This is a genomic window from Streptomyces sp. JHA26, from assembly GCF_002005565.1.
Taxonomy (GTDB): Bacteria; Actinomycetota; Actinomycetes; order Streptomycetales; family Streptomycetaceae; genus Streptomyces.
Window position 1 is genome coordinate 24,847 of sequence record NZ_BDJC01000066.1, and the last position, 11,032, is coordinate 35,878.

Annotated in this window: 9 protein-coding genes; 1 reads left to right on the forward strand and 8 read right to left on the reverse strand. The window is 74.8% G+C overall.

Translation table 11 applies throughout. The features are described from left to right. Positions 1–34 precede the first annotated feature (34 nt). Positions 35–1,327 (reverse strand): amidohydrolase, encoded by a 1,293-nt coding sequence (locus JHAT_RS29035; RefSeq protein WP_375603597.1) that lies wholly within the window; start codon positions 1,325–1,327, stop codon positions 35–37. Between the two features lie 167 nt (positions 1,328–1,494). On the opposite strand from JHAT_RS29035, the gene JHAT_RS29040 reads away from it, so the two are divergent. After that, a complete protein-coding gene (locus tag JHAT_RS29040) occupies positions 1,495–1,671 on the forward strand; it encodes a thiazolylpeptide-type bacteriocin (RefSeq protein WP_053760578.1) in 177 nt (58 codons plus the stop codon). 122 nt (positions 1,672–1,793) lie between these two features. Here the strand turns inward: JHAT_RS29040 and JHAT_RS29045 are convergent, their stop codons facing one another. The 7 genes from JHAT_RS29045 to JHAT_RS29075 form a co-directional block, all read right to left on the reverse strand. Continuing rightward, entirely contained in the window at positions 1,794–3,725 is a 1,932-nt protein-coding gene (locus JHAT_RS29045; RefSeq protein WP_171991110.1) for a TOMM precursor leader peptide-binding protein, read from the reverse strand. Then, positions 3,722–4,477: an ABC transporter permease gene (locus JHAT_RS29050; RefSeq protein ID WP_077801255.1), complete on the reverse strand. Its 756-nt coding sequence runs from the start codon at positions 4,475–4,477 to the stop codon at positions 3,722–3,724. The genes JHAT_RS29045 and JHAT_RS29050 overlap by 4 nt, the downstream gene beginning before the upstream one ends. Further along, entirely contained in the window at positions 4,474–5,472 is a 999-nt protein-coding gene (locus JHAT_RS29055) for an ABC transporter ATP-binding protein (protein WP_077801256.1), read from the reverse strand. Before JHAT_RS29055 ends, JHAT_RS29050 begins: the two co-directional genes overlap by 4 nt. Before the next feature lie 25 nt (positions 5,473–5,497). Then, the gene (locus tag JHAT_RS29060) at positions 5,498–6,610 is read right to left on the reverse strand and encodes a peptidase M50 (RefSeq protein ID WP_077801257.1); all 1,113 of its coding nucleotides are present in this window, start codon (positions 6,608–6,610) and stop codon (positions 5,498–5,500) included. Continuing rightward, the gene (locus tag JHAT_RS29065) at positions 6,607–7,653 is read right to left on the reverse strand and encodes a lantibiotic dehydratase C-terminal domain-containing protein (protein ID WP_077801263.1); all 1,047 of its coding nucleotides are present in this window, start codon (positions 7,651–7,653) and stop codon (positions 6,607–6,609) included. Before JHAT_RS29065 ends, JHAT_RS29060 begins: the two co-directional genes overlap by 4 nt. After that, positions 7,650–10,358 carry a lantibiotic dehydratase gene (locus JHAT_RS29070; RefSeq protein ID WP_077801258.1) on the reverse strand — a complete coding sequence of 903 codons (2,709 nt, stop codon included), beginning with the start codon at positions 10,356–10,358 and terminating at the stop codon, positions 7,650–7,652. The genes JHAT_RS29065 and JHAT_RS29070 overlap by 4 nt, the downstream gene beginning before the upstream one ends. Positions 10,359–10,370: 12 nt before the next feature. Next, positions 10,371–11,032: nitroreductase family protein (locus tag JHAT_RS29075; RefSeq protein WP_171991111.1), on the reverse strand; the 662-nt coding region annotated here is incomplete at its 5' end.

Sequence of the window (11,032 nt, forward strand, 5' to 3'; positions counted from 1 at the left end):
GCCGGACGGCCCGTCGGGGGAGAGGGTGGCTCCTTCAGGAGGGCGTCGGCGTGCCCAGCCGGACGAGTGCGGCCGTGGTCAGGGCGGTCGTCAGCGACGGCAGCGCGAGCGGCAGGTGCGGGGCGAACGCGGCGGAGTGGTTCGGCGGGAGCGACGCGAGTCGTTCGGCGGTGTCCGCGCCGCTCGTGGCGGCCCACTGGCGCGGGCCCACCACTCCGGCCATCCAGTAGTCCAACGGGACGTCGCCGCAGCCGTGGAGGTCGTGCCCGGCCTCCCCGTAGAGACCGAAGTCCTCCGTCGCCATCGACGGGGCCCACGGCATGACCCGTTCGGGGCCCAGCACCTCGCGGTGCACGGCCCGGGTCACCGAGGACGCCTCCTCGTCGGGCCGGAGGACGGGGGACCGGGAGACCACGGTGATCTCCGGATCGCGGGGGCAGCCCGAGGCGGCCGACTCGGCCCGCACGACGCGTTCCACGGCGCCCACGACGCGGTCCAGGGACGCCGGGGACAGGGCGCGCACGGTGAGGCCGAGCGCGGCCGTGTCCGGTACGACGCCGCTGTGGGTACCGGCGTGGATCCGTCCCACGGTCACCGTCGTCTGCTCCGCGGGCGCGCTCTCCCGGGACACCACGCCCTGCAGCCGCAGCACCACCGCGGCGGCGGCCAGGACGGGATCGACGGTCAGGTGCGGCGCCCCCGCGTGCCCGCCCCGGCCGTGCAGGGTGACGTCGAGCTGGACGCTGCCGGCCAGCACGGGCTGCCCGTACCCGTGGGCCACCATGCCGCCCAGGAGCGGCGCGGTGTGCTGGGCGAGCACGACGTCGGGGCGGCCGAAGCGCTCGTACAGGCCGTCCTCCAGCATCGCCCGCGCCCCGGTCAGCGTCTCCTCGGCGGGCTGGCCGACGACCACCACCGTGCCGTGCCAGTGCGGCCGCGTGCGGGCCAGCAGGGTCGCGGTGCCGAGCAGCGCGGCGGTGTGCAGGTCGTGGCCGCAGGCGTGCATGAACGGGCCGTCGGCGGCGTAGGGCAGGCCGGTGCGTTCCCGGACCGGCAGGGCGTCGAGTTCGGCGCGCAGCCAGACCCGCGGTCCGGCGCCGTTGGTGAGGACACCGACCACGCCGTGACCGCCGACGCCCCGCGTCACCGCGTACCCCTCGGCCGTCAGCGCGTCGGCGAGGCGGGCCGCGGTGCGCGCCTCCTCGCCGGACGGCTCCGGATGCCGGTGCAGGTCCATCGCGAAGACGGTCAACGGGCGGACGAGGGAGCCGAGTCGGCCCAGTACGGGTGCGTACCGGTCGGAGGGGACGATCGCCGTGGTGCTCACCCGTCCATGGTCACCGGCGGTGTCCGCCGTCCGCTGTCAGGGCGCTGTCGCGCGGTGACAGCGCCCTGACAGCGGACGGCCGCGTGATGCGTCAGCGGGGGCCGGTCCAATGAAGAGGTCCCTCACCCCGGGAGGAGCCCGGTGGTGTACTCACCTCAGGAGTGACCATGGCTGACAAGTCGACCCTCGCCGCCCTCGCCGACGAGATCCTGGAGCTGGAGTCGGAGACCTTCGAGATCTCGGACTACTCGGACGCCAGCGAGGTCGTGCTCGCCGGCTCCACGAGCTGCTCGTCCACCTCCACCTGCTCCTCCACCACCAGCACCACCTCCTGCAGCGCCTGATCCCGGGCCCTCGGCGCGCCGGTGCCCGGCCCGTCCGGCACCGGCGCACCGGCGACGGCCGGGTGCCGCACCGCCCTCCCCGCCGGGAGCGGCGGGCGGCACCCGGCCGTCGCCGTGTCCGGTCAGGGGAACGGGTGCGGCACCCGCCGGATCTCCGACTCCCGGAGGTCGGTGTCGCGCAGGCCGCCACGGCGGGCCGCGGTGCGCAGCCGGGGCATCCCGAGCGCCCGCTGGCGCGACCAGCCGAAGTCGATCGGCAGCAGCCCCGGAGCCAGGACGCACACCGTCCGCAGCCCCATCCGCAGCTGTTCCGGCGTCGTCTGGTCCACGACGATCACATCGAGCCCGGCCCGCGCCAACTCGTCGCGGCACAAGGCCACGTCGTCCGCCAGATCGCCCGTGCGCGGCCGTCCGGACGCCTCCCAGGACGCGTACACCTCCGCCATCGGACGGACCGCCCGCGGCGCGTGGTACGGGGCCGCGTACGGCGCCATGGCGGGCAGGCCGTACAGCTGGGCGTGGTCCTTCAGGTGCCGCACCCTGCCGAAGTCCGCCGCCATCGCCTCCAGTTCGCCCCGCCGCTCCCTGACCTGGCCCGGCAGGTGCGGGATGTAGGTGAGCACCTCCGACAGCGCGCCCTCGAGCGCCGCCGCCGGATCGAGGGAGGCGCCCGCACCGAAGGAGTACAGGCCGTCCCCGCCGTCGCGCCGCACCGCGAGCCCGGTCACCACCGGCACGGCGAGGTCGATCCGGTTGTCGAAGGCGCGCACGTCGTAGCCCTGCAGGGCGGCCCGGTCGATCATGGCGCGGACGGTCGGGTCGGTGACCGTGGACAGGTCGATCTCCGTGAGCGCGGTCCCGCCGTACCAGGCGAGCAGGAACGCGTCCCGCTCGATCAGCTCCAGCACCCCGCCGAGCACCGCCTCCTCCGGACAGCCGCCGATCGCACAGCCGTTGGAGCACTCGAAGACGAAGTTGTCCGCCGCCAGACCCGCGCTGTAGTGCACCAGCCGGGCGGGCACGAGCAGCGGACGCCGGTCGCGCAGCGAGTAGCCCCACACCCAGGGGATGGGCCGGTCCGGATCGAACGGGTCGACCAGCGGATCGTCACGGTAGGTCTCGGGTGCGTAGAAGCCGCAGTCGGCCGGATCGAGCGCGTCCTCGCCCAGCGCGCGGTACGACGCGGTCAACAGCCGCGTGCCGCGCCGCCGGTGGGTTCCGGCGTACCGCTCCAGACCCTCCAGGAAGGCCAGGTCCCGGCTGGCGGCGAAGCCGTTGGCCTGGCCGCTCCAGGTCACGTCGGTGAGTCCGGCGTAGCCGCGCATGAACACGCTGCCGGCGACCGGGGCGGTGGTCGGCGAGGTCACGTCGAGCCAGGTGCCGGCGCCCAGCAGCCCGGTCACCGGGTTCGCCAGCGCCGCCGGGGCCAGCGGGTAGGACGACGCGGGCCGCAGCCGGTAGGCGTCCTCGGCCGGTTTCGGCCGGCTCACCGGCGCGAGGTCGGCCCCCTCCCGGCTGTCCGTGCCGCCGGGACCGCAGTGCGGACACAGCGGGTCCGCGTACAGCGGGAACGTCCGCACCGCCAGCGTCGCCACGTCCAGGCAGGTCACCTGCGACAGCGCCCGGTCGGCGGGTGTCGCCCCGGGCGGAACCGGGGGCCGCGGGCCGGTGACCGCCTCGTACAGCGCGTGCACCGCGTCCAGGGCGAACGCCGGCTGCGGGGGCCAGTGCGGGGCGGCGCTCCACGGCGCGCCCGTCTCCAGCGCGTCCCGCTCGGTGCGCGAACGCAGCCGCTGCCAGCGCAGGGCGAGGCACGTCCCGCAGGCCCGGGCCCCGGCGTCGCCGCCCCACGGCCCCACCAGCACCTCGCGGGAGGTGAGGTGCACCAGCGCGGCGGGCCGCACCGCCGCGTGCGGGTCGTCGCGCACGTCACGCGCGCCGAGCGGCACCACCTCGGGTGCCGTGCCCGGGGCGCACCGCCGGGCCAGCGCCGACCGCAGCCGGAGCCGGGCCTCCTCCAGGGGCACGCCCTCGCGTACCGCGGTCGCCGTCATGTGCGGTTGCTCCAGCGGAAGGTCCTCAGGCCGACGGCCGCGAGGACGACGGTGAACCCGACCAGCGCGGCGCAGCCGACGGCGATGTCGCCGAGGCTGCCGCCGCCGGTCAGGGACGCGGCGATCGCGTCGTTGAAGTAGCGCAGCGGCAGCACCCGGGACAGGGTCTGCAACCAGGACGGCATCATGTCCAGCGGCAGGAACGAGCCGGACAGGAACGCCATCGGCACCATCAGGAAGTTCGCGACGGCGGCGACCGCCTCGGGCGTGTCCGCGCAGGAGCCGATGATCACGCCGATGGACAGGAACGCGGTGATGCCGAGCAGCAGCACCGGCAGCGCCAGCGGCCACCGGGAGTCCAGCTCCAGGCCGAACAGCGGCAGCAGCGCCACGGCGACGAACACCACGGCCTGGACCGCGCCGACGGCGAGCGCCAGCACGTAGCGGGAGGCCAGGACGGTGGGCAGGCTGGTCGGCGTCATCCGGATCAGGCGCAGCAGGTCGTCGCGGCGCCACTGCATCAGCGTGAACGCGATGCCGAACACCGCCGCGTTGCCCACCCCCCACGACATCACGCCGGGCGCGATGTACGAGATGTAGGGCCGGCCGGTCTCCTCGACCTCCTGGCCGCTGAAGATCAGCCCGAACACCACCAGGAAGATCAGGGGGAAGGCGAAGGTGAAGAAGAGAGTGGCCCCGTCCCGGACCTGGGCCCGGTAGCCGGCGCCCGTCAGCGCCCCGTATGCGCTCATGCCTGCTGCTCCGTGTTCTCCTCGTGGCCGGCCGTCCCGGCCCCGGTGGCGGGGGGTGCGGCGTCGGCGGTGAGCCGGAGGTAGACGTCCTCCAGCGTGGCGGTGCGGGTCTGCACGCCGTCCAGGCCGCCGCGGGCGTCCAGCCGGGACAGCACCTTCCCGGAGGCCCGGGTCTCGAGGACGAGGCTGCCGCCGCGCAGCAGGGCGCGGTCCACGTCCGGGATCGCCCCGGCCTCCTCGACGGTCATCCGCTCCGGCGGGAGCAGCACCGAGGTCGCCGCCCCGGCCGCCGCGACCAGTCCGCGGGGGGAGTCCAGCGCGGCGATCCGGCCCCGCACCAGGATCGCCACCCGGTCGCAGAGGGTCTCGGCCTCGTCGAGGTGGTGCGTGGTGTACACGATGGTGCGGCCCGCCTCCTTCAGCCCGCGCAGCACCTCCCACAGGTCGCGGCGGGCCTGCGGGTCGAGGGCGGCGGTGGGCTCGTCGAGGAAGACCAGCTCGGGATCGTGGACCAGCGCGGAGGCGATGGCCAGCCGCTGCCGCTGCCCGCCGGAGAGGTTCTCCACCCTCGTGTCGCGGTGCTCCACCAGCCCCACGGCCCCGAGCGTCCGCTCGACCGCCGCCCGGTCCGCCCGGTACAGGGCGGCGACGGTCGCGAGGTGCTCGTACGCCGTCTGGCGCACGAAGAAGGCCGACGACTGGGTCTGCACACCCAGCCGCGGCAGCAGCGCGACGTTGCGCGGCCAGGGGGACCCGCCCAGGACGGCGACGGTGCCGGAGTCGGCCTGCCGCAGCCCCTCCATGATCTCCACCAGGGTCGTCTTGCCCGCGCCGTTGGGGCCGAGCAGTCCGAAGAACTCGCCCCGGGCGATCCGCAGCGACACCCCGTCCAGGGCCTGGTGCGTGCCGTAGCGCTTGCTCACCTCCCCGACCTCGATGGCGGCCCGCGCCGCGCGGTCGCCGGGGTCGGCCGGCATGGTTTCCGTGTCCGTCATCAACAGCTCCTGGGAACGAGGCCCGTCAGGGGGCGAGCAGAACGACCGCGGCCGTGACCAGCGCGGCCGCGATCAGGCAGACCAGGACGGACGAGCCGATCCCGTATGCCAGGTACACCACCCGCGCACGGCGCGGGTAACCGGCCGCGGCCTGCCGGTCACGCATCCGCAGCCGCAGGTAACGCCCGCTGTCCGGTGCGAGGTCGGACGCTCCGAGCAGGTGGGACAGCATGGTGTATCCGTCCAGCGGGGGCAGCGGCACCAGGTTGACGAGCGCCTGGACGCTGCCCAGCACCAGCAGCCCCGACAGCACCCGGCGGGTGGGGTCGCCGGGCTCCAGCAGGACCCACCACAGGGCGAACGGCAGCAGGAACAGCAGGTTCGCCAGCGCTCCCGCGGCGGCGACCGTCAGCTGGTGCCGACGGCGCCCGAGGAAGCGGTAGTTGCCGACCCGGCAGTACATGATCACCATCGGCAGCCGCCAGCGCAGGCCGATCTCGCTGACCGTGCCGCCGACGTGCCGGGCCGCGACGCCGTGCGCCAGTTCGTGGCCGGCGGTGCTCAGCCACAGCAGCGTGCACACGGCGAGCAGCGCCACCGGCTGGTGGAAGAGCCACCGGGTGTCCCGCAGGACGGTGCCGGCCCCGGCGGCGAGGACGGCCTCCATCGCCAGGCACAGCCCGAGCAGCGGCAGCAGCACGGACCGGCGCAGCACCGGCCGCAGGGCCCGGTGCAGCCGCCCGGTCGTGGCGTCGGCGTCGGCGACCAGGCGCAGGGTGCCCCGGTAGAGGTTGCCGCTGCGGGGCGGGGCGGGAGCGGCGGGGGCCGGCTCGCGGGCGGGGGCGCCGACCAGCAGCCGCCGGGTGCCGAGCAGCCCCAGCAGCTGGCGCCAGTTGCCCTCGCCCAGCCTCCGCCCGAACGCCGCCGCGTACTCCCCGCCGATCTCCTCCAGGCTGCGCCGCCCGTCCAGCCGGGAGATGAGGAAGTACTCCTTCGTGCCGACCTCGAAGACGGAACCGTCCACCGGGTCCCTGATCAGGTGCACCGTGGCCGGGCCGCGCAGCAGGGGACCGCCGAGGACGACGTCGGGACGCAGCCGGGGACGGTGGGCGAGCGCCTCGGCGTGTTCGGGGCTCACGAGACGGTCTCCGCCGTGGCCCCGGTGCCGGAACGCAGCACCCGGCCGAGGACGTGCGACAGGTACGCCTCGTCGCGGATCGTCACGTGCAGCCGGTTGTTCGTCATGTGCATGTACGGGGAGAGGAGCAGGGGCAGCGCCACGGCCGGGTCGGTGACCTGTTCGTCGCGGGTGCCGTCCCAGGACCGGAAGACCAGCTCGCCCGCCTCGGCCAGGGCGACCGCCCGGCTCCGCAGCTCCAGGCAGTGCGCCGCCCAGCCGCGCAGCAGGGCGGGCAGCCGGTCGAGCCGGTCGGCGGCGAGGGCCCGGCGTATCTCGTGGAAGCGGCGGCCGAGCCGCGGCGCCGTCTCCGCGTAGGTGCGGTCGTACTCCGTGGAGCCGATGAACCCGGTGCCGGGGAACGCCTTGTGCCAGAACTCGTAGTACCGCTCCAGGTAGTCGGCGAGCTCGTCGTCGTCGGGCAGGAAGCAGCTCGCCATCACCATCATCAGCTGCGCCGACGTCCCCAGCAGCACGGTCCGCAGGTGCAGGTTCATGCGGCCCAGCGCGTCGATGACGAGGTCGCTGGAGTGCGCGAAGTGCCACTCGGCCAGGGCGACGCCCGCCGGACCGCCGTACTTGCCGTACTCGGGCTCGTAGGGCTCGTAGGAACGGGAGTTGTTGGGCCGCAGCCGCATCCGGCCGTCCGCACCCAGGAAGTCCCCGCGGTCCCCCTCCGGGAACTCGATCTCGAACAGCGCGTTGTAGAACTCGTTGAGGAACCCGGAGTCGACCTCGTACAGGGCGGGCCGGGCGCGCAGGAAGGCGTCGACGGCCTCCTCGGCGCGGCGGCGCACCTCGGCCGTCGCCTCCTCGGACGCCGGCCGCAGCCGCAGCCGCACGTGGGGACCCTCCAGCCAGTAGTTGATGAAGAAGTGACCGGCCAGCAGCCCGTCCTCCTTCAGTCCCGCGATCAGCGGGCCCACGCAGTTCACCAGCAGCGGCTGCGGATTGGCGGCGTAGAAGACGTGCAGGGCCTGCCAGGCGCCGGGGGAGGGGGTCAGCTCGGACACGGGGTGTTCTCCTCGGTGCGGCGGGAGGTGGTGAAGGTCTCCACGGACAGCTCGGCGACATGGCCGCCGCGCTCGGACACGACGTGCAGCCCGTCCTCCGCGGGCAGCATCTCCCGCAGCTCGACGCGGTCCTCGGGCGACTTGACCAGCGACTCGAGGGCGGTCAGCGACAGGGGGCTGTCGAAGTCGACGTACTGCGGCTTGGCGCCCGCCCCGCCCCTCGGACCGCCGGAGACGGTGGCGAAGACCCGGGCCGGCAGGCCGTGTTCGTGACGCCAGCGACGCCAGGCCAGGAACGCCTCCGCCTCCCCGGTGCCGGGCGGAGCCGACGGCAGGAACGCGGCGGTCGTCGACCAACTGCGGCGCGCGAGGACGAGGTTGCCGTGCCGGACCCGGGGCCTGCGGGTGACGCCGAGGTGGGCCGGGCCGTCCGGGACGCCCGCCCACACGTCCAGCGGCGCCATGGACGTCGGCGACAGCAGGAGCAGCGTGCGCGGGATCTCCGGCAGCGCGAGCGGCACCAGGTAGCCCAGGTACACGGGGATCACCTCGAGGTCCAGGCGCGCGGACCGCAGCACCAGCCGGTCCTCGGCCTCGTCGTGCTCCAGGCGCAGGTCCGCCAGGTGGATGCGGCGGTCCTCGGGCACGCTGCTCGCCTCGCCGGGACACACGATCTGGTAGTCGGTCAGGCGCCCGTGCAGGTTCAGGTTGCTGGTGACGGGGCCGCCGGTCAGCTCGGCGAGGACCGCGCCGGGCGGGGTGAGCCGGACGGCCTGCTCCCGCAACGGCCCGCTGATGCCGGGACCGTCGTCCCAGACGTGGGTGAAACGGCTGAACGGGAACGACAGCCCGCCGTAGGAGCGGTTGAGCACCAGCAGCGGCTCACCGTCCTCGGAGGTCACCTGGAGGTGGTGGCTCTGCGGGGTGAACGGCAGTTGCGCGGCGTCCAGTTCGGCCGCGACCCCGGCGAGGTCCTCGTCCTCCAGGACGACGTCGGCGGCGCCGGAGTGCTCCGCCCACAGCGCGCGCATCCGGCCGATGAACGCCCGCCGCCCCCGGTCCAGCGCCCTGATCTCCTCCAGGCCCAGCCAGTTCTCCTCCGGGACGTAGTCGCCCCGCTCGTCGAAGGGGACGCGCTTGGCGGTGAAGGAGAGGTACTGGTCGAAGAAGTCCTCGTGGAAGTCGTGCACGAGCCCGAGCAGGTCCTCGCACCGGCCGCCCCTGCCGTGACGGGCGAGGAAGAACCCCTTGAACGTCAGCCGCTGCGGCAGCGTGAGGTCGAACGCCGGCAGGACCCGCTCCACCGACCGCAGCGCCCCGCCGTCGGCGCCGGTCCAGGCGCCCAGCCCGCACGTCACGTCGTCGCCCGCGTCGGCGTCCTCGTAGAGCAGCGTCTGCGGCAGCGCGGCCTCCTCGGCGCCGAGCAGGCGTTGCGCGCCGCCCAGGCAGGCGCGCAGCCGGCGCAGCGACAGCGCCCGCCCGACCGTGTCCGCGTCCGGGAACGCGTCGAGCAGCGACACCGCCGTGTCGAGCGCCCCGGCGAGTTCGCCCGCCCAGGGGCGCTCCAGGTCCCGCAGGGCCCGCTGGAACGAGCGCAGCGGGTCCGCGGCGTGCACGTCGGTGTCCAGGCACGGCACGCGGATCATGCCGAGCTGCAGCAGCGCCGCCACGTACGACTCGGCGAGCCCGGCGTCCGCGTCGTACTCGGCGCGCAGCCAGTCGACCAGCTCCCGGTAGCGCAGCTCCCGCTCGCCGAGCAGCGCGATGAGCCGGTCCAGGGTGCCGCTGCGGCGCAGGAAGAACAGCCGGTCCTTGACCGCGTCGAAGGTGACCGCCGCGTCGTCGTCGCCGGTGGTGACCCAGCGCCGCACGTACCGCACCCGCTGCTCGTCGCCGCCCCAGCCGGAGGCCAGCCGCACCGGCAGGTCGGCGCGGAGCGCGGGCGCGGCGAGGATCTGCTCCGCGAAACGGGCCAGCACCACGACGTTCAGCCGCACCCGGCCCCGCCACGTGTCGCGGATCCGCACGGACGGGTCGTCGCCGTCGGTGAACGTGCCGAGGGCGACGCCCGTGAACGTGCTGAAGGGGCTGGTCTTGCAGGCCGTCCGGTACAGGTACGACAGCACCGAACGCTCCACCTTCCGCAGCCGCTTGTCCGGCCGCCGGTCCGCGCCGAGCCGCACGTACGGCTCGAGCCGGCCCTCCAGCGTCGGTGAGGCCAGCAACAGCCCGTGCCGCAGGCGTTCCTCGTCCAGCAGCGACCGCAACGCGGCTCGAGCTGCGCCGAGTTCACCGTCGAGCAGTGACTCCCCCCGCAACCGCAGCGCGTCCAGCGCGTGCCGCGCGGCGAGCCACTGCCCGGTCGCCTCGCCGAGGGCCGGGTCCAGCGCGTCGATCAGGCCGAGCGCGGGCGTGGCCGCCCTGGGGAGACGGTTGTTGAACAGGTCGCGGCGGAACGTGAGGAGATCGCGGCGGCGCCCGTCGCCGGGGAAGGCCCGGTCGGCGGCCGGCACCAGCGCGTGCAGCGCGTCGCTCAGCTCACCGCCGCGCTCCCGCAGCTCCCGCTCGGCCCCCAGCACCTCGTCGGCCCAGCGGGCGGTGTCCGGGCAGCGCAGGCCGCGCACGGTCTCGACGGGCAGGCCCGCCACGCGCAGCAGGAAGCGCCGGCCGGGCTGCCAGTGGGTTCTTCCGGTCATGGCTGCCCCCTGTCAGACGATGTCGGAACGGAAGTCGGCGGGCTCCGGACGCTCGTTGCCGAGCAGCATGATCAGCAGGGGCGCCTCCCCGGTGTCCGCCAGCCCGAGCTCCTCGACGTAGGAGACGTTGTCGAAGCCGAGGGCGACGCCGGCGCCCAGCCCGAACACCGCCGCGGCGGTGTAGAAGGTCTGCGCGATCGCCCCGACCGTGGCGTTGACCAGCAGGTAGCCCCGGTCGCCGACGGCGTCGAGCACCGCCGTCGTGCGCACGGTGGGGACCACGACGGCACCGGCCTGTTCGAGGTTGTAGTTGGACAGGAAGTAGTTCCGCTGCAGGAACGAGCCCGGCGCCCCCGCCGTCACCAGCCGCAGGGTGTGCGTGTCCGGCTCGTAGGCGTACGCGCCCGGCTCGACGCCCTCGACGTGGTTGACGAAGGCGTACAGCCGCGCCAGCCCCGGCGTGCCCTCGGGCTCGGCGCCCGCGCAGGGCCGTGCCCCGGCGCACGCGGCGAGCGTCGTCGCGAGCTGCGCCGCCGTCACCGGGACCGACGCGTCGAACCGCCCGAAGCTGCTGCGCCGCGCCCGTACCGCGGTCCGCACGTCGACGTCGGGGAACGCGGCGGGCGGCAGCGCCAGGGGATCCGCGCCCCCCCGCGAGCGGCGCGGGCGCGCAG

Coding starts and splice junctions, on each gene's coding strand:
- JHAT_RS29040 (WP_053760578.1), top strand. CDS start 1,495: ATGGCTGACAAGTCGACCCTCGCCGCCCTCGCCGACGAGATCCTGGAG.
- JHAT_RS29045 (WP_171991110.1), bottom strand. CDS start 3,725: ATGACGGCGACCGCGGTACGCGAGGGCGTGCCCCTGGAGGAGGCCCGG.
- JHAT_RS29050 (WP_077801255.1), bottom strand. CDS start 4,477: ATGAGCGCATACGGGGCGCTGACGGGCGCCGGCTACCGGGCCCAGGTC.
- JHAT_RS29055 (WP_077801256.1), bottom strand. CDS start 5,472: ATGACGGACACGGAAACCATGCCGGCCGACCCCGGCGACCGCGCGGCG.
- JHAT_RS29070 (WP_077801258.1), bottom strand. CDS start 10,358: ATGACCGGAAGAACCCACTGGCAGCCCGGCCGGCGCTTCCTGCTGCGC.